The organism is Aquabacterium sp. (assembly GCF_021768455.1).
Lineage (GTDB): Bacteria > Pseudomonadota > Gammaproteobacteria > Burkholderiales > Burkholderiaceae_C > Aquabacterium.
In genome coordinates this window covers 1-18,680 of record NZ_JAIZVX010000086.1, presented here as the reverse complement: position 1 = coordinate 18,680, position 18,680 = coordinate 1, and the positions used below count along the sequence as shown (strand labels likewise).

Below are 18,680 nucleotides of genomic sequence, written 5' to 3'. Positions count from 1 at the left end.
TTCGGCGGTCAGCAGGTCGCGCTCGGCATCGAGCACCTCCAGGAAGGTGGTGGCGCCATGGTCGTAGCGCAGCCGCGCCAGGCGAGCCCGTTCGCTCTGGGCCTGCAGGGCCTGGCGCTGGATTGCCAGAAGGGCCTGCGTGGCGCTTTGAGCCGAGAGCGCGTCCTGCACATCCCGGAATGCGCCCTGGATGGCCTGTTCGTACTGCGCGACCGCGATGTCGCGCCGCACCTCGGCCAGCGTGAGGTTGGTCTGGCGTCGACCGCCATCGAAGATGGGCAGGCTGATCTGGGGCATCAGGGTCCAGGCACGGCCATTGAGGTCGAACAGCTGCCCCAGTTCGCTGCTGGCGCTGCCCCCGCCACCGGTGAGGGCGATGGTCGGGAAAAAGGTCGCGCGGGCGGCGCCAATCTGGGCATGGGCTGCGCGCAGCTGGTGTTCGGCGGCGATGAGGTCGGGGCGGTCCAGCAGCAAGGCGGAGGGCAGACCGGCTTCGACCACGGGTGCGATGGCCGTGTCGGCCAGTTCGCCTGCGGGCACGGTGGGCTGGGCCTCGTCCCCCACCAGCCAGCTCAGGGCGTGGGCCTGGGCCGCGCGCTGCTGGCCGAGTTGGGCCGACAAAGCCTGGGCCTGGGCCAACAGGGTCTGCACCTGGGTGAGTTCCAGCCTGGAACTGGCGCCCACTTCCTGCCGGCGCGTGAAGATGCGCAGCGAGGCCTGGCGACTTTCGACTGTGCGCCGCGCCAGGGTCAGGCGCTCATCGAGCTCGCGCAGGGCGAGGTAGCTGTCTGCCACATGGGTGATGAGCGAAAGCGTCACCGCACGGCGTGCCTCGTCGCTGGCGAGGAAACGCTCCAGGGCACTGTCTTCCAGGCTGCGCACACGGCCCCAGAAATCCAGCTCCCAGCTGGAACTCGCCAGCATGGCGCTGTATCCGGTCAACAAGGTTGGCTGCCGGGTCAGCGGCGGCAGCGCGGGCAGGCGGCTGCGCTGCATCCCCAAGGTGGCCTGGGCGCTGGGCCACTGGTCGGCGCGCTGGATGCCATAGGCTGCGCGGGCCTCCTCTACCCGCAAGGTGGCCACCCGCAGGTCGCGGTTGTGGCGCAGTGCGCGCTCGATCAGGTCTTGCAGGGCGGGGTCGGTGAAACCGCTGCGCCAGTCGAGGTCTGCCACGGTCAGGGTCGGTGTGGTGGCGCGGGCCCCCTCGTAATGCTCGGGCACAGGCAACCGGGGCTGCTGGTATGGCGGCGCCATGCTGGTGCAGCCTGCGCACAGCACAGCGACGGCAAATAAGGCAGGGTGGCGCATGGGCGTCTCGTGAGCGGCGGTGCCAGCGGCGGGCCGAGGAAGGATGATCTCGCTTGACTTTAGGCGCCGTGCCCTTGGCCGCCCTTGATGCAGCGCAACGAGAAACCGGATGGTCGGTCGCTAAGCTTCGGCCATCACCCGATGTCCTTCATCCCCATGTCACACACCGCCCCCGCAGCCTCGGCATCAGAGGCGCGCGCCACCCCGCGCCAGCGCCTGCCCGCAGACACCCGCATCCACCAGATCCTGGACGCCGCCCTGCAGGCCTTTGTGCAAGAGGGTTACACCGGCACCCGCATCGACGACATCGCCTCCCGGGCAGGCCTCTCCAAAGGCGGCATCTACACCCATTTCAAGAGCAAGGAAGACATCTTCGAAGCCCTGCTCAACCGCACGCTGTGCCCGATGGAAGGCGGCGGCCCGGTCTGTCAGCCTGGCGAAGGGGTGACGGTGGACACCGTGATCGAGCGCGTGCTCGACCGCATGTACGACGCCTTCAACGACCCGCAAAAACGCCTGACCTTGCGCCTCCTGCTCTCAGACGGCGCACGCGTCAAGGAACACGTGGCCCGCTGGCGGCAGGCCGTGCTCGACCCCTACCTCGCTGCCATCGAGGCGCTGGTGCAACAGGGTGTGGCCCAGGGCACACTGAGAGACAGCGTGGTGAAACAATCCCCCTGGCTGCTGCTGGCGCCAGGGGTGTTCGCCGCCATGTGGCAGCTGGCCCTTGATGACAACCCGCACGATGCCCTGGCTGCCCAGCGCAAGGCCCACGCGGCGATGTTGCGCGAGCTGCTGGCCCCCGCGATCCCTGCCATCTGACCCATCCCTTCCAACATGGCCATCCGCGACATCCTGAAAATGGGCGACCCGAGCCTGCTGCGCACCGCCGCCCAGGTCACCGACTTCGACACCCCCGCCTTGCACGCCCTCATCACCGACCTGAAGGAGACCATGGCCCATGCTCAGGGCGCCGGGTTGGCCGCTCCCCAGATCGGCGTCGACCTGGCCGTGGTGGTGTTCGGCTTTGGCCGCAGCCTGCGTTACCCCGACGCGCCTGCCGTGCCCGAAACCGTGCTGATCAACCCGGTGATCACGCCTTTGCCCGACGAGGCCGGCGTGCTGGCGGAAGAAGAAGGCTGGGAGGGCTGCCTGTCGGTGCCGGGGCTGCGAGGCGTGGTGCCGCGTTTCTCCCGCATCCGCTACACGGGCGTCGATCCCTGGGGCGCACCCATCGATCGCATCGCCGAGGGCTTCCACGCCCGGGTGGTGCAACACGAGTGCGACCACCTCTTTGGCAAGCTCTACCCCATGCGCGTGCGCGACTTCACCCGCTTTGGTTACACCTCGGTGCTGTTTCCGGGGCTGGACGCGAACGCTGACGATTGAGGCGCCGCCGCACCAGCCCCACCAGCACCCGATGCCAATGGCCCTTCAGCCCTGATCCGGCTTCACCGGCTGGATGGCAAAGGCCTGCAGCACGTCCAGGGGGATCACGTCGAGTGCCCGCTCATGGGTGCCTTCGAGGGACACAGGTGGTGCCACGCCGGCCTTCCAGGCTTCCAGCCAGCGGCTGGCACACAGGCACCAGCGCTGCCCCGGCTTCAGGCCCGGGAAGCGCCATTCCGGCCGGGGTGTCGAGAGGTCGTTGCCGATCTTCATCGAAAAGGCCAGGAAGTCGGCCGTGACCTTGACGCACACCACATGCAGGCCGGTGTCGTCTCGCCGCGTGCGACAGCAGCCATCGCGGAAGTAACCCGTGATCGGGTCGTAGGAACATGCCCTCAGGGGGCCACCCAGCACATTGCGCCCGGGGGTGAGTTCAACGGTCGACATGGCCTGCTTCCTCTTTGTTCACGCGGCCAACAGCCTGCCTCAAAGCTTCGGGGGCTGCTTGAGCAGGGTCATGGCCGTGCCGATCAAGGCAGAGACCTCGCTCATGTTGCCCGGCACGATCATGGTGTTGTTCTTCTGGGCAAGCTGCGCGTAGGCCTCCACGGCCTTTTCGGCCACCTTGAGGTTCACGGCGTCCTGGCCGCCCGGCTGCTTGATGGCGGCCGCGATCTTGGTGATGGCTTCAGCGGTGGCCTCGGCCACCGCAGCAATGGCCGCGGCTTCGCCCAGGGCCTTGTTGATCTCTGCCTGCTTGGCGCCTTCCGAGCGGGCGATGAAGGCCTCACGCTCACCTGTGGCAATGTTGATCTGCTCCTGGCGCCGGCCTTCCGAGGCCGCAATCAGGGCGCGCTTTTCGCGCTCTGCCGTGATCTGCGCCTGCATGCTGTGCAGGATCTCGGTTGGCGGGGTGAGGTCCTTGATCTCGTATCGCAGCACCTTCACGCCCCAGCTGGAGGCGGCCTCGTCCAGCGCGGTCACCACCGCGGCGTTGATCAGGTCGCGTTCCTCGAAGGTCCTGTCCAGCTCCATCTTGCCCACCACCGAGCGCAAGGTGGTCTGCGCCAGCTGCGTGATGGCCAGCAGGTAGTTCGACGATCCGTAGCTGGCCCGCATCGGGTCGGTCACCTGAAAATACAGGATGCCGTCGACCTGCAACTGGGTGTTGTCCTTCGTGATGCAGACCTGGCTGGGCACGTCCAGTGGCACCTCTTTCAGGGAGTGCTTGTAGGCGATGTTGTCCACGAAAGGCACGACCACGTTCAGTCCGGCCGTCAAGGTGCCGTGGTACTTGCCCAGGCGCTCCAGCACCCAGGCGCTTTGTTGCGGCACGACCTTGACCGACTTGGCCACGAAGATCACCGCGATGACCAGCAAAACGATGGCAAATTCCATTTGGCGAAACCTTCAGAGCCGTTCGAGAACGAGGTAATTGCTTTCGATGGCCTTGATGCGGTGAAGCCCGGCGGTCGGCACATGCGTGCCATGAAAGCGGGCCATCCACTCGCTGCCTCGGTAATGCACACGGGCGGTGCCGTCGTTGTCCCAGGTCTTGACCTGAACGCGCTCCCCCACGTCGATGGAGCCCAGGCCGGTGGTGGCATAGCCCTCGGTGTCGAGGGCGCCGCGCCGCAGCAGGCGGCGGTGCCAGACATAGACGGCGCCACCACCCAGCAGGGCGGCCACGACGATCTGCGTCGACTGGTCCAGGCCGGCGAGCGCGGCCAAGCCGGCTCCCAGGGCGCCCAGGGCCAGCATCAGCAGGTAAAACGTGCCGGTCAGCAGTTCCAGGCTGACGAAAAATCCGGCCACGATCCACCACAGCGTCGATTCGCTCATACCACGCGTCTCCCCTCTTGTGCAGCGCAGTTTACGTCGCCCCGGCGTGGCACCGGCAGCCACCCCAGGTTTTCACGCAAATATCATGAAACGTTCAAGGTAAACGCCGGCCGCAGCCCCTACACTTCGCGATCTTCCGAATCCCCTCCCGCCATCTCGTTTCACCAGGGCCTGGCCATGCTGCGTTTCCGTTTCCCGATCGTCATCATCGACGAAGACTACCGTTCTGAAAACACCTCGGGTCTGGGGATCCGGGCGCTGGCCGAGGCCATCGAGAAAGAGGGCTTCGAAGTCCTGGGCGTCACCAGTTACGGCGACCTTTCCCAGTTTGCGCAGCAGCAAAGCCGCGCCAGTGCCTTCATCCTGTCGATCGACGACGAAGAGTTCACCCCGGGCCCCGAGCTCGACCCGGCCGTGCTCAACCTGCGCAAGTTCATTGAAGAGATCCGCTTCAAGAACAACGACATCCCCATCTACCTGTATGGCGAAACGCGCACGTCGGAGCACATCCCGAACGACATCCTGCGCGAGCTGCACGGCTTCATCCACATGTTCGAAGACACGCCCGAGTTCGTGGCGCGTCACATCATCCGCGAAGCCAAGAGCTACCTCGACGGCCTGGCCCCGCCCTTCTTCAAGGCGCTGATGGACTACGCCCAGGATGGCTCCTACTCCTGGCACTGCCCTGGCCACTCCGGCGGCGTGGCCTTCCTGAAGAGCCCGGTGGGCCAGATGTTCCACCAGTTCTTTGGCGAGAACATGCTGCGCGCCGACGTGTGCAACGCCGTGGAAGAACTCGGACAGCTGCTGGACCACACCGGCCCGGTCTACGAGTCGGAGAAAAACGCCGCGCGCATCTTCAACGCCGACCACTGCTTCTTCGTCACCAACGGCACGTCCACGTCCAACAAGATGGTGTGGCACCACACCGTGGCCCCGGGCGACATCGTCGTGGTGGACCGCAACTGCCACAAGTCCATCCTGCACAGCATCATCATGACCGGGGCCATCCCCGTGTTCCTGACGCCCACGCGCAACCACTTCGGCATCATCGGCCCCATCCCGCAAAGCGAATTCGAGCCGGACACCATCCGCAAGAAGATTGCCGCCAACCCGCTGCTCAAGGGTGTGGACGCGAAGAAGGCCAAGCCCCGCATCCTGACGATCACGCAGAGCACCTACGACGGCGTGCTCTACAACACCGAGACCATCAAGGGCATGCTCGATGGCTGGATCGACAACCTGCACTTCGACGAAGCCTGGTTGCCGCACGCCGCCTTCCACAAGTTCTACGGCATGTACCACGCCATGGGCAAGGGCCGTCAGCGCCCGAAGGAGGCCGTGGTCTACGCCACCCAGTCCACGCACAAGCTGCTGGCCGGCCTGTCGCAGGCTTCGCACGTCCTGGTGCAAGATTCGCAAACCGTGCCGCTGGACCGCAACCTCTTCAACGAGGCCTACCTGATGCACACCTCCACCTCGCCGCAGTACGCCATCATCGCCTCGTGCGATGTGGCCGCCGCGATGATGGAGCCCCCGGGCGGCACCGCGCTGGTGGAAGAGTCGATCAAGGAGGCGCTGGACTTCCGCCGCGCCATGCGCAAGGTCGACAAGGAATACGGCAAAGACTGGTGGTTCAAGGTCTGGGGCCCGGACAAGCTGGTCACCGGCGACATCGGCAAGCCCTCGGACTGGGTGCTCAAGGCCAACGAGAAATGGCACGGCTTCGGCAACCTGGCCGACGGCTTCAACATGCTCGACCCGATCAAGTCGACCATCATCACCCCGGGCCTGGACGTGTCGGGCAAGTTTGCCAAGACCGGCATCCCCGCCAGCATCGTCACCAAGTACCTGGCCGAGCATGGCGTGGTGGTCGAGAAGACCGGCCTCTACAGCTTCTTCATCATGTTCACCATCGGCATCACCAAGGGCCGCTGGAACACCATGCTGACGGCCCTGCAGCAGTTCAAGGACGACTACGACAAGAACCAGCCGCTGTGGCGCGTGCTGCCCGAGTTCTGCCAGAAGCACCCGAAGTACGAGCGCATGGGCCTCAAGGACCTCTGCCAGAGCATCCACGAAGCCTATGCCAAGGGCGACATCGCCCGCCTGACCACGGACGTGTACCTCTCGGGCCTGGAGCCGGCCATGAAGCCCTCCGACGCCTACGCCTGCATTGCCCGCCGCCAGACCGAGCGTGTGGACATCGACGAGCTGGAAGGCCGCATCACCACGGCGCTGCTGACGCCTTACCCGCCGGGCATCCCGCTGCTGATCCCGGGTGAGCGCTTCAACAAGAAGATCGTGGACTTCCTGAAGTTCACGCGTGCCTTCAACGCGGCCTTCCCCGGCTTCGCCACCGATGTGCACGGCCTCGTGGCCGAAGAGCTGCCCGGCGGGGGCGTGCGCTACTACGTGGACTGCGTCAAGAGCGAAGGCTGATCAGGCTGCGGCCACCGCGTCGTTGGCGGCCTCCGGTGCGGCGCTGCCCGTGGGCGCCCACTGTGTTTCCAGTGCGCGGGTGATGCGTTGCAGGTCGAGTGCCTGCACGCCGCGGCTGCGGCCACTCTGCCCGAAGGTCAGCAAGGCGCGGGTGCGCACGGCCAGCTGCAGTTCGTCACCACGACGGAACTGGTCGAGCGCGATGGCGGCGTGTTCCCATTGCGCCTGCTCGATGGTGAAGACCTCTGGCACCAGGAACGCCACACAGCCCTGTTGACCGTCGACCAGCAACAGGCGGGCTTCGGCACCGCAAGCCGTGGGCGGTGCACCGCACAGATCGGCCAGATCCACGATGGTGACGACCTGCTCACGGTGCGTGAACAGCCCGACGCGCGGGTCACCGGGGCGCTCGATGGGCGTGATGCTCAATGGCACGGGCAGGATCTCGCGAACCTGCTTGAGCACGGTCGCGAGTTCCACGTCGACCTTGAAGGTGAGGTAGGTTTCGCTGCGACGCGTGCCACCCTGACTGCCCTGCGTGCCGTCTTTGCTGCCCATGGCGCCACCCAGGGCCGCAGGGGCCTGTGCAGCGCGGCCATGGATGCTCGCCATGGAAGTGACCTCCGGCATCGCCAGCAGGGCGCTGGCCGACACCTTGAGGTAATCGCCCAAGTCTTCAATGGGCATCATGCCTTCGAACATCTCGGAGCGCGTGAAGGCCATGGCAGGCACCGGTCGGCTCAGGGCCTCGTCCAGGCGGGCGATGCGGGTGACCTGTCGAACCAGCAGGCCCACGGCGTCGCTGCCCACCTTGAGCACCAGCACCTGGCGATCGGAGTAGGTGCTGCCACGCCCCAGGTCCAGCAGGGCCAGAGGGTCGACCACCGCCAGTTTGCGCTGCTCGGTCTGCAACACCCCGAGGCAACCGGCACTGGGGGTGAAGGTGCTGCCCAGGCTGTCGATGTCGAGCACGGTGTCGACCACATCGGCGTTCATGGCCAGGCGGGTGTGGCCGCATTCGAACATGACATAGGGACGCCAGACCTGGGTCACCCGCCGCTGCACCGCGGCCGTCTGGCCTGATGCTCGGCCCTGGGTCAGCGTGACCGGCACGTTGGCCATGCTCATGATCCCGTCCAGGCACAGCACGCTGACCACACGCTGACCTTCGTCCATCGAGAAGACCTCGCGGATCAGGGGCGCGCCCGTCGGGTTCACGAAGTCCAGCGGACGAGAACTGGCCGTGGGAATGGCCAGCACACCGCCCAAGGCGTCGACCACGATGCCGAAGATGCGATCGCGGTGCATGACGATCACCACGCGCTTGAGGCCCTCGAAGCTCGCCGCAATGCCCAGGCTGGGGCGCAGGTCGAGCACGGGAATGATGTCGCCACGCACATCGACCGCACCGACCACGGCATCCGAACTGGTGGGCAGACGGCTGAAGCGGGTAGGGCAGGGGATGGCCTCGCGCATGTACTGCGAGGGAACGGCCAGTTCGATCTCGCCCAGTTTGAGCAGGCCCATGTGGGTGACGCCCGCTGCCGCGGCCTGGGCCGAGTCACCCGAGGCCACGGCCACGACCGTCATGGCCGTGATGAGACCGGCTGAAGGGCCGGCATCCGATTCGGTGACGGCGGGGCTGTCCATCAGCGTCTTTCGGTGCTGTTGTTGGCCGACAGGCGCTTGGCCGCGGTGGCCAGGAGGTCCTTGACCAGGAAGTCCACCTCGTGCGCGATGTGTTGCTGGCTGTCGGTGGCGGCGTGCACGTCCTTGATCGCCTGGAGCATGGCTGCCATCGATTGCGTCACCTCCTGGTAGGCCATGCCGAACTTGTTGACGGAGTCCGAACCGACCGCCACGCGTTTGGTGGTCTCGTCCACCAGGCGGCTCACGTCGCGGGCCGAGACGGCAGAGCGTTCGGCCAGGCGTCGCACCTCGGCGGCCACCACGGCAAAGCCCAGGCCATGCTCACCGGCGCGGGCCGCCTCGATGGCAGCGTTGAAGGCCAGCAGGTTGGTCTGGCTGGCGATGTCACTGATGAGGTTGACGATGGTACGGATTTCTTCCGAAGACTCCCGGACCTGCTCGATGCTTTCGATCGACTGGTTCAAGGTCGAGAGGCTGTTCTGTGCCTCTTCTTCGGTCTTGGCCACGATGCGTTGGGCCGAGCTGGTGTTCTCGTTGATCTGCTTGAAGTTCTCGCCCAGGATGACCATCGCCTCTTCCATCTGCTTGGTCTGGGCCTGGATCTGTTCTTCCAGTTCGACCTGCGCCGTGATGTCCATGGCGAATTCCACGATCTTCACCACCTGCCCGCGCTGGTCGAGGATGGGGTTGTAGGTGGCCAGCAGCCAGACCTGCCGGCCGTATTTGCCGGTCCGACAGAATCGCCCGCTGAGGTATTCGCCCTTGTTGAGGGCGTTCCAGAAGTCTCGGTACTCGGTGGTCATGATGTGTTCCGGGCTGCAGAACATCGAGTGGTGCTTGCCTTGCACTTCTCGCATGGCGTAGCCCATGAGGTGCAGGAAGTTGTCGTTGGCCTGGCGCACATTGCCATCGAGGTCGAACTCCACCACGGCTTGCGCGCGGTTGATGGCGTTGATGCGACCCTCGTTCTCGACGCTGCTGTTGCGGGCATCGGTGATGTCGTTGGCGAACTTCACCACCTTCACGGGCTTGCCATTGACGTCGAAGATCGGGTTGTAGGTGGCGCTGATCCAGACTTCCTTGCGGTCCTTGGCCAGGCGTTTGTACTCGCCACCGTCGAACTCGCCACGGTTCAGTCGCTCCCAGAAGGCGGAGTAGGTCAGGCTGCTGGCCTCGGCTTCGTCCAGGAACATGCGGTGGTGGCGCCCCTTGATTTCGTCCAGGCGGTAGCCCATCAGCGAGAGGAAATTGCCGTTCGCCGTGATGACCTTGCCTTCCATGTCGAACTCGATGACGGCCTGGCCGCGGTTCACGGCGTTGATGAGGCTTTCGAACTCGGCATTGCGCAGCTTGAGCGCGGTCACGTCCTGGGCGAACTTCACCACCTTGATGGGCTTGCCACTGGCATCAAAGATGGGGTTGTAGGTGGCCTGGATCCAGACATCCTTGCCCATCTTGGTGAACCGGCGGTATTCGCTGGTCTCGAACTCTCCGTGGCCCAGGCGGGTCCAGAAGTCGGCGTATTCCTGGCTCTTCACATAGCTGGGTTCGCAGAAGATCATGTGGTGCTTGCCGACCACTTCATTGAGCTCATAGCCCATGAGCTTGAGGAAGTTGTCGTTGGCGTTCAGCACGTGGCCCTTGAGGTCGAACTCGACCACGGCCTGCGCCCGGTCCATGGCCTGGACCTTGCCCTTGAACTCGGCCTGCCTGAGTTTGGCTTCCGTCACGTCCATGGCGAACTTGACGACCTTGCACACCCGTCCGTCGAAATCGAAAATGGGGTTGTAGGTCGCCTGGATCCAGATTTCCTTGCCACCGGCGCCCAGGCGCTTGAACTCGCCAGATTTGAATTCACCTTGGGCAAGGCTGATCCAGAAGGTGCGGTAATCGGGTCGAGCCACCACGGTGGGCTCACAGAACAGACGGTGGTTCTGCCCGATCACGTCGGTGGCCTCGTAGCCAAACAGCTTCAGGAAGTTTTCGTTGGCCGACAGAACGGTCCCATCTGGCGTGAACTCGATGACCGCCTGTGAGCGGTCGATGGCATTGACCTTGCCCAGGTATTCGCTGGCCAGGAGTTTCTCCGCCGTGATGTCGACGGCGAACTCGATGACCTTGTTCGGTTTGCCGTAGATGTCGGAAAAGGGGATGTAGCTGGCGCGTATCCAATAGGTCTGACCGTCCTTGCGCACGCGGGCGAATTCACCGCGGCACTGCTTGCCTGCGCACAAGTCAGCCCAGAACTGGCGGTAGGTTTCACTGCTGACGTGCTCCTTGATGCACAGCGCAGACAGGTTCATGCCGATCAGCTGTGCGTGCTTGTGGCCGCAGAGATCAGCGTAGAGTTCGTTGGCCATGGTGATGCTGCCATCCATGGCGAACTCGGCCGTCGGGCGCCCCTTGTTGAAGGCCTCGCGCAGGTGGTGGAAGTCGCCCAACTGTGAAGAGCGCTCCGTGATGTCTGCTGCGGTGCCGACCACCTGGCTGGCTCGGCCATGCTCGTCGAGCACACCGACCAGCACGATCTTGATCATCGACCGTTCACCCGTGGCACCCCGCACCGCGCACTCGAGGGTGCTGGGCTGCCCGCTCACGGCCTGGTCCAGGGCGATGGCCCACTGGTCCAGCGCGGTGGTGGCGTACAGGATGTTCTCGAAGGTCAGCCCCAGCAGGTTGGTGCCGCCATCGTGCTTGAGCAAGGCCTTCAGCGGATCGCTGACATAGGTGAAGCGCCCCTCGGGATCGAGATCAAAGCGCAGGTTCATGATCCCATGTGCTTCCAGCCCCATCCAGAGTGCTTGCAGTTGCATCAGGCTCATCTCAGGTCGCTGAGTGGGGGTCTCGTTCAGCATGGGCACCTCGTTGTGGGTGTGGGGCATGGTTCGGCATCTGACAAAAATGGCAGCAGAAAGCGTGCTGCACGTGTCACCTGGCACATCAGCCGGTTGACACCACAGGGCCTCTTCGCCCTGGAGGATGTACGGTCATCGGCCAACTTGGCGTGCGATGTAGCCTTGCCTTGCGCACTTTTGCCACTTTCCGAGACGGAATGCGCAAGAGCGCACGAACCGTTGTCTGGCCTCAGGGCAGCCAGAGCTCGAAGCGGGTGCCGCCTTCGGGCCGCGGGCTCAGCCGAACGCTGCCCTGGCGTGTGCCACAACGGTGTGCCTGGGCAACGGCCGTGCACAGGGCGGTCCCCAGGCCGGTGGACTGGGCGGACTGAGGCGAGGCGTCTTCGCACCCCAGACCTGGGCCATCGTCGTCGATGCCAAACACCAGCTGCCCATCCCGCACGGCTGCATCCAGCGTGATGCGATGGCGGGCGAAACGGGCGGCGTTGTGCAGCGCGGCCTCCAGGGCCATGTGCACGAGCCGGTGGTCGAAGTACCAGAACAGCGGCGCGGTCGCGCAGTCCCCCCGGGCGAGGCTCAGGTGAGGGCTTTGCGTGGGCAACAGGGGGTGTGCGACGAGCAGGTCGATCAAGTCCAGCGGGGATTCGTCTTCGCAATGGGTGGGCAGACCATCTGCGGCACCGTAGAGCGTGAGGAAGTGCACAAATCGACGCTGCAGACCCACGCAGTGCGCATGGGCCTCATGGGCCATGGCGCGGGTAGGGGCTTCGCACAGGCGGGCGAGGTCGTTCTCCAGCCAGCCGAGGGCGTTCTTGAGGTCGTGGGCGATGAGGGCCACGCCATCGGGAATCATGCGGTGCCTCGGTCGCTCAATGGTTCACGGCCGTGGGCGCGGGATCCTGCAGCGCACCCATGGTTTCGCGGAAGTAGCGCCGCATCTGCGTGACGCGGTCATTGGCTGGCATCAGCTTTTCCAGGCGTTGCAGGTAAATGCGCACGCGCTCCACGGTGGCCGCGTTGAGCTCCTTCTTCAGGCGCAGCGACATGCAGTTGATCTGCGCGGCCTGCAGCAGCACGCCAGTGTTTTCCGGGTAGTCCTTCACCGCGGCCTCGATGGCGGCGATCGCCTCGTCAACCTGGCTGTCGCGCAGCAGCTTGCGAGCGTCCTTCACGCGGTTTTCCAGCCCTGCAGCTGCCGACTCGATAACCTGATGGATCTTGTCCTCGTGACCCGTTTCCTTCAGCGCATTGCCGATCATCTGCTTCACGCGCGGGTTTTCGTGGTCAGCGCTGACCGCGGCTTCCAGCAGCTTGAGCCCGGCTTCTTCGTGACCACACAGCAGTTCGGCCTTGGCCAGCGCAATGGTGTTGAAGTCGGCCTTGCCCTTGCGCAGAACGTTGCGCGCCTTCTCCAGTGTCCTGGCGGCGCCCTCTGCGTCACCTGCGCGCACCTGGGCCTGCACCTTCACGGCCAGCGATGCACTCTCGAACTGGGGGTTGTTTCGCCATGCCCCTGCTCCCTCGGCCAGGAGCGCAATGGCGTCTTGGGCTTCGTGGCGGTCAACCAGGGTTTGCGCCAGAGACAGCGTGTCCTGCGCCTGCGCCACCACCGAACCTTTGGTGGCCTTGGCCACCTTCAGTTGGCTCTCCTTGGCGGTGTCGAGGTCCCCATTGCGGTAGGCCACCTCGCCCAGCAGTCGGTGGCGACGGGCCGACGGCACCACACTGGCGGCATCGCGCAGCACGGCCTGGGCCGCCCAGGTGTCACCCTGGGCTTCCAGGGCCTCGGCCACCACGTCATAGGCAGCCACGTTTTTCTCGCCGTCGCGTGACTGGATGATGCCCTGGGCCAGCATCTTGGCTTCTTCGAACTGCCCCGCCGCCTTGTGAGCCCGGGCCAGTCCCAGTTCGGCCCAGACCAGGTTCGGGCGCTGCTCCAACACGGCGCGGTACACGGCTTTGGCATCTTCATGGCGCCCCAGTTGCAACAGGCACTGCCCCTTTGTCTGGATGGCCTGCATGGCCCAGCGGTTGGGCTTGGCCAGCACCTTGTCGCACTCGGCGAGGGCGCCGGCCAGGTCGTCACGCTCCAGTTTCTGGTTGATGGGCAAGAGCACCTGGCGCTTGTCCAGCATGGTCTTGAGCCGCTCTTCGATGTCGCTGGCCGTGATGGGCTTGAGCAGGTAGGCGTCGGGGGCATGCTCCGTGGCCGAGGCCACCGAGGCATAAGCGCCTTCGGCCGTCACCATGAAGAAGAGGCAGTCGGGCGCCAGCAGCTTGTTGTCGCGCGCGAACTCGAAGAGTTGCTGCCCGTCGGTCTTGTTGTTGAGGTTGTAGTCGCAGAGGATGAGGTTGTAGCGCTTGGCCTTGATCTGGCGCATCGCATCATCCGGTGTGGTGGCCTGCTCCACCTTGCTGACGCCCAGCATGGCCAGTTGCCCACGCAAGGTGGTCTGCTGGGTGGCCATGTCGTCGATGATCAAAGCCGTCAGGTGGGTGTAGGGGGTGATGATGGTCGCCATGGCACCTTGCTCTCATGCTTGCATGGACGGCACACAAAGCGGTGCGCCACGCGGGAGGCTGCGTGCCGGATGCACGGGCCTCCACGAACGAGGTTTCGGCCATGTGAAAGTGAACTTGAGCCGGATGTGTCTCGGCTGGCAACTTTTTGCCGCGCCATGAAAAAACGGCGCACATGGCGCCGTCTGGGAGTGGGAGAACAGGCCGTGCCCCTGCACGGCGCGCGGCTCACTTGAAGATGTTCTTCACGCGGTCCGTCCAACTCTTGGAATTGGGGGAATGCTTTTCCCCGCCCTTGCGGAAGGACTCGTCCAGTTCCTTGAGCAGCTTGCGCTGGTGCTCGGTGAGCTTGACCGGTGTCTCAACCGAAATGTGGCAGTACAGGTCACCCGGGTAGCTCGAGCGGATGCCCTTGATGCCCTTGCCACGCAGGCGGAATGTCTTGCCGTGCTGCGTGCCTTCGGGGATCTCGATCTCGGCCTTGCCACCCAGGGTGGGCACCTCGATCGAGCCGCCCAGGGCCGCACTGGTCATGGGCACGGGCACGGAGCAGTGCAGGTCGTCGCCATCGCGCTCGAAAATCTCGTGTTGCTTGATGCGGATCTCGATGTAGAGGTCGCCGGCCGGGCCGCCATTGGTGCCAGGCTCGCCATTGCCGGCCGAGCGGATGCGCATGCCTTCGTTGATGCCGGCGGGGATCTTCACTTCCAGCGTCTTGGTCTTCTTGACCTTGCCCTGGCCGTGGCAGGCCGTGCACGGCTCGGGGATCACCTTGCCGGTGCCCTGGCAGTGAGGACAGGTCTGCTGCACGCTGAAAAAGCCCTGGCGCATGTGCACGGTGCCCGCGCCATTGCAGGTCGGGCAGGTCTTGGCGCTGGTGCCGGGCTTGGCGCCGGAGCCATGGCAGACACCGCATTCGTCCCAGGCCGGGATGCGGATCTGGGTGTCCTTGCCGGCAGCAGCCTCTTCCAGCGTGATTTCCATCGCGTAGGACAGGTCGCTGCCACGGTAGACCTGTGGGCCACCGCCACCACGGCGCTGGCCACCGCCACCACCCTGGCCAAAGATGTCGCCGAAGATGTCGCCGAAGGCGTCGGCGAAGCCGCCGAAGCCCTCGGGGCCACCGCGCCCGCCACCCATGTTGGGGTCGACACCGGCGTGGCCATACTGGTCATAAGCAGCCTTCTTCTTGGGGTCCGAGAGCATCTCGTAGGCCTCTTTGACCTCCTTGAACTTCTCTTCGGCTTCCTTGGCCTTGTCACCCTGGTTGCGGTCAGGGTGATGCTTCATGGCCAGCTTGCGGTAGGCCTTCTTGATCTCTTCGTCGGACGCGCCCTTGGCGAGCCCGAGTACTTCATAAAAATCGCGTTTTGCCATGGTCTTGAGAGGCTGAGCGAACGGGTCGCTGTATCGGGTCTGGATCCGACAAAGGCACAGGGCATGAGCTTGCGCTCACACAGCCTGTGCCCCGTCGGCTGAGAGTCAGAAGCCGAATCAGTCCTTCTTCACTTCCTTGAACTCGGCGTCGACCACGTTGTCGTCGGCAGGCTTGGCCTGTTCGGCACCGGCGCCACCGGCGGCTTGCGCGCCTTCGGCACCGGCAGCGCCCTGGGCGGCCTGCATGTCGGCATACATCTTCTCACCCAGCTTCTGGCTGGCGGTCATCAGGGTGTTGGTCTTGGCCTCGATGTCGTCCTTGTCGTCGCCCTTGATGGCTTCTTCGACGTCCTTGATCGCGGCTTCGATCTTTTCCTTCTCACCGGCGTCAAGCTTGTCGCCGTATTCGGTCAGCGACTTGCGCACGCTGTGCACCAGGCCATCGCCCTGGTTCTTGGCCTGCACCAGTTCCAGCTTCTTCTTGTCTTCGGCCGCGTTGAGTTCCGCGTCCTTGACCATCTTCTGGATTTCGTCTTCCGACAGACCCGAGTTAGCCTTGATGGTGATCTTGTTTTCCTTGCCCGTGGCCTTGTCCTTGGCGCCCACGTGCAGGATGCCGTTGGCGTCGATGTCGAACGACACTTCGATCTGAGGCGTGCCACGCGGTGCGGGCGGGATGCCTTCGAGGTTGAACTCGCCCAGCATCTTGTTGCCCGAGGCCATTTCGCGCTCACCCTGGAAGACCTTGATGGTCACGGCCGGCTGGTTGTCGTCGGCGGTGGAGAAGGTCTGGGCGAACTTGGTCGGGATGGTCGTGTTCTTGCCGATCATCTTGGTCATGACGCCACCCAGGGTCTCGATGCCCAGGGACAGCGGGGTCACGTCCAGCAGCAGCACGTCGGTGCGGTCACCGGCCAGCACCTGACCTTGCACGGCAGCGCCCACGGCCACGGCTTCGTCAGGGTTCACGTCCTTGCGCGGGTCCTTGCCGAAGAATTCCTTGACCTTCTCCTGCACCTTGGGCATGCGGGTCATGCCACCGACCAGGATCACGTCCTGGATGTCGGCCACGCTCACGCCTGCATCCTTGATGGCCATGCGGCAGGGGGCGATGGTGCGCTCGATCAGTTCTTCGACCAGGCTTTCCAGCTTGGCGCGGGTCAGCTTGACGTTCAGGTGCTTCGGACCGGTGGCGTCGGCCGTGATGTAAGGCAGGTTGACGTCGGTCTGCGAGTTGCTCGAGAGCTCGATCTTGGCCTTTTCGGCGGCTTCCTTCAGGCGCTGCAGGGCCAGCACATCCTTCGACAGGTCAACGCCTTGTTCCTTCTTGAACTCGGAGATGATGAAGTCGATGATGCGCTGGTCGAAGTCTTCGCCGCCCAGGAAGGTGTCGCCGTTGGTCGACAGCACTTCGAACTGCTTTTCGCCGTCCACGTCGGCGATTTCGATGATGGACACGTCGAACGTGCCGCCACCCAGGTCGTACACGGCGATCTTGCGGTCACCGGCGCCATGCTTGTCCAGGCCGAAGGCCAGAGCGGCTGCGGTGGGTTCGTTGATGATGCGCTTGACTTCTAGGCCAGCGATGCGGCCGGCGTCCTTCGTGGCCTGACGCTGTGCGTCATTGAAGTAGGCCGGCACCGTGATCACGGCTTCGGTCACTTCTTCGCCGAGGTAGTCTTCGGCGGTCTTCTTCATCTTGCGCAGCACTTCGGCCGACACCTGGGGAGGCGCCATCTTCTTGCCGCGCACTTCCACCCAGGCGTCGCCGTTGTCGGCGGCTGCGATGGTGTAGGGCATCAGGTCGATGTCCTTCTGCACTTCCTTCTCGGTGAACTTGCGACCGATCAGGCGCTTCACCGCGTACAGCGTGTTCTTGGGGTTGGTCACAGCCTGGCGCTTGGCCGAGGCGCCAACCAGCACTTCACCGTCTTCCTGGTAAGCGATGATCGACGGCGTGGTGCGAGCACCTTCGCTGTTTTCGATCACTTTCGTGGTGTTGCCTTCCATGATGGCCACGCACGAGTTGGTGGTGCCCAGGTCGATGCCGATGATCTTGCCCATGTTTTGCTCCTAAGGGGTATCTGGTTTGGAGGCCGCTGCGGCCCCCGCTTGGTTCGCATGTGTGAACGCCTTTGCCGTTTTCAAGAGGCCCTGACGCAAACAGGGGCAGATCTTGTGAGGCGGGGCGTTCGACGCCGTGGATGAGGCCGCTTTACTTGGGGGCGGCCACGGTGACGAGGGCAGGGCGCAGCACGCGCTCGGCAATCGAGTAGCCCTTTTGCAGCACGCCGACCACGGTGTTGGCTTCCTGCTCGGCAGGCACCATGCTGATGGCCTGGTGGTAATGCGGGTCGAACTTGGTGCCGGCAGCCGGGTTGATCTCGACCACCTTGTTGCGCTCCAGGGCCGATGCCAGCTGGCGCAGGGTGGCGGTCACGCCTTCCAGCACGGTTTCTACCGGGGTGTCGGGCTTGGCGGCGTGAGAGGCCAGGGCGGCCTCCAGGCTGTCGCGCACCGGCAGCAGGCTCTCGGCAAAGGACTCGACCGCAAACTTGCGGGCCTTGCTGATCTCTTCTTCGGCACGGCGACGGGTGTTCTCGGCTTCGGCCTTGGCGCGCAGGTAGGCGTCAGAGACCTCGGTGTGCTTGGCCTGCAGGTCGGCCAGTTGCTGTTCCAGCGAAACGGCGCCTTCGGTGGCGGGCGTGTCGGCTTCGGGAGGCAGGTCGTTGGCTGCGGGCGTTTGGCTCGTGTCGCTCATCTTGTTGGCTGTGTTGGATTGCGAAAACCTTGTGGATATCAGGGCGATCTGCCGGCTTTCAAGGGGCAGATGGGCCAGGAAAGGCGAAATTTTGTAACAGCGTTGGCCGCCCAGGGCCGCAGGCCTGGGCTCAGCCCTCGTCGACGCTGGCCGACCAACGCTGCCAGTCGGCCAGCTGGCGCCGGTCGCGCTTGGTGGGGCGGCCCTGTTCGATGGCGTCGGCGGGCTCCACGCCCTGGCGGCGCTGTTCGGCATGCGCCTGCTTGCGGGCCAGGCTCTCTGCTGTTTCCTCATAGAGCAGGGCTGCGATCGGCGCGCCGCTGCGAACGGTGCTCAGCGCAGTCACCACCACCGTGCGGACCAGGCCACCCGTCTGGCGGATGTCGACCCTGTCACCGGACTTGAGTTCGCGAGAGGCCTTGGCCACCTGATCGTTCACCAGAATGCGGCCCTTGTCGATTTCATCGCTGGCCAGGCTGCGGGTCTTGAAAAACCGAGCGGCCCACAGCCACTTGTCCAAACGGACTTTTTCGTCC

15 protein-coding genes are annotated in these 18,680 nt (G+C 64.6%); 3 read left to right on the top strand and 12 right to left on the bottom strand.

What is annotated here, in order from left to right:
* Positions 1 to 1,308: efflux transporter outer membrane subunit (locus QZ994_RS12290; protein ID WP_290871776.1), on the bottom strand; the 1,308-nt coding region annotated here is incomplete at its 3' end.
* A gap of 156 nt (positions 1,309 to 1,464) precedes the next feature.
* Between QZ994_RS12290 and QZ994_RS12285 the strand changes: the two genes are divergently transcribed.
* Together QZ994_RS12285 and QZ994_RS12280 are read left to right on the top strand one after the other, a co-directional pair.
* Positions 1,465 to 2,130: a TetR/AcrR family transcriptional regulator gene (locus QZ994_RS12285; RefSeq protein WP_290871774.1), complete on the top strand. Its 666-nt coding sequence runs from the start codon at positions 1,465 to 1,467 to the stop codon at positions 2,128 to 2,130.
* A 15-nt stretch (positions 2,131 to 2,145) separates the two neighbouring features.
* Positions 2,146 to 2,697: a peptide deformylase gene (locus tag QZ994_RS12280; RefSeq protein WP_290871772.1), complete on the top strand. Its 552-nt coding sequence runs from the start codon at positions 2,146 to 2,148 to the stop codon at positions 2,695 to 2,697.
* Between the two features lie 45 nt (positions 2,698 to 2,742).
* Here QZ994_RS12280 and QZ994_RS12275 read toward each other — a convergent pair whose 3' ends face one another.
* From QZ994_RS12275 to QZ994_RS12265, 3 genes are read right to left on the bottom strand one after another with little or no spacing between them, the layout of a single operon-like run.
* Positions 2,743 to 3,144, bottom strand: coding sequence for a DUF2237 domain-containing protein (locus QZ994_RS12275; protein ID WP_290871770.1), 402 nt, complete (start codon positions 3,142 to 3,144; stop codon positions 2,743 to 2,745).
* 39 nt (positions 3,145 to 3,183) lie between these two features.
* Positions 3,184 to 4,095 (bottom strand): stomatin-like protein, encoded by a 912-nt coding sequence (locus QZ994_RS12270; protein WP_290871768.1) that lies wholly within the window; start codon positions 4,093 to 4,095, stop codon positions 3,184 to 3,186.
* Between the two features lie 12 nt (positions 4,096 to 4,107).
* Positions 4,108 to 4,539 carry an NfeD family protein gene (locus QZ994_RS12265; protein ID WP_290871766.1) on the bottom strand — a complete coding sequence of 144 codons (432 nt, stop codon included), beginning with the start codon at positions 4,537 to 4,539 and terminating at the stop codon, positions 4,108 to 4,110.
* 177 nt (positions 4,540 to 4,716) lie between these two features.
* On the opposite strand from QZ994_RS12265, the gene QZ994_RS12260 reads away from it, so the two are divergent.
* On the top strand, positions 4,717 to 6,981 hold the full coding sequence (locus QZ994_RS12260) for an arginine/lysine/ornithine decarboxylase (RefSeq protein ID WP_290871764.1): 2,265 nt from the start codon (positions 4,717 to 4,719) through the stop codon (positions 6,979 to 6,981).
* Here the strand turns inward: QZ994_RS12260 and QZ994_RS12255 are convergent, their stop codons facing one another.
* The 8 genes from QZ994_RS12255 to QZ994_RS12220 form a co-directional block, all read right to left on the bottom strand.
* Positions 6,982 to 8,631, bottom strand: a complete 1,650-nt coding sequence (locus tag QZ994_RS12255) for a chemotaxis protein CheW (RefSeq protein ID WP_290871762.1) — start codon at positions 8,629 to 8,631, stop codon at positions 6,982 to 6,984. It lies immediately after the preceding gene.
* Positions 8,631 to 11,513: a PAS domain-containing methyl-accepting chemotaxis protein gene (locus tag QZ994_RS12250; protein WP_290871760.1), complete on the bottom strand. Its 2,883-nt coding sequence runs from the start codon at positions 11,511 to 11,513 to the stop codon at positions 8,631 to 8,633. The genes QZ994_RS12255 and QZ994_RS12250 overlap by 1 nt, the downstream gene beginning before the upstream one ends.
* Before the next feature lie 202 nt (positions 11,514 to 11,715).
* A complete protein-coding gene (locus QZ994_RS12245) occupies positions 11,716 to 12,339 on the bottom strand; it encodes a HAMP domain-containing sensor histidine kinase (RefSeq protein WP_290871758.1) in 624 nt (207 codons plus the stop codon).
* Between the two features lie 16 nt (positions 12,340 to 12,355).
* Positions 12,356 to 14,008: a tetratricopeptide repeat-containing response regulator gene (locus QZ994_RS12240; protein ID WP_290871756.1), complete on the bottom strand. Its 1,653-nt coding sequence runs from the start codon at positions 14,006 to 14,008 to the stop codon at positions 12,356 to 12,358.
* Between the two features lie 226 nt (positions 14,009 to 14,234).
* Positions 14,235 to 15,383 (bottom strand): molecular chaperone DnaJ, encoded by a 1,149-nt coding sequence (gene dnaJ, locus QZ994_RS12235; RefSeq protein ID WP_290871754.1) that lies wholly within the window; start codon positions 15,381 to 15,383, stop codon positions 14,235 to 14,237.
* A 117-nt stretch (positions 15,384 to 15,500) separates the two neighbouring features.
* Positions 15,501 to 17,447, bottom strand: a complete 1,947-nt coding sequence (dnaK, locus tag QZ994_RS12230) for a molecular chaperone DnaK (protein WP_290871752.1) — start codon at positions 17,445 to 17,447, stop codon at positions 15,501 to 15,503.
* 151 nt (positions 17,448 to 17,598) lie between these two features.
* A complete protein-coding gene (gene grpE / locus QZ994_RS12225; protein WP_290871749.1) occupies positions 17,599 to 18,144 on the bottom strand; it encodes a nucleotide exchange factor GrpE in 546 nt (181 codons plus the stop codon).
* Between the two features lie 130 nt (positions 18,145 to 18,274).
* A partial coding sequence (locus tag QZ994_RS12220; protein ID WP_290871747.1) for an RNA-binding S4 domain-containing protein occupies positions 18,275 to 18,680 on the bottom strand: 406 nt, incomplete at its 5' end.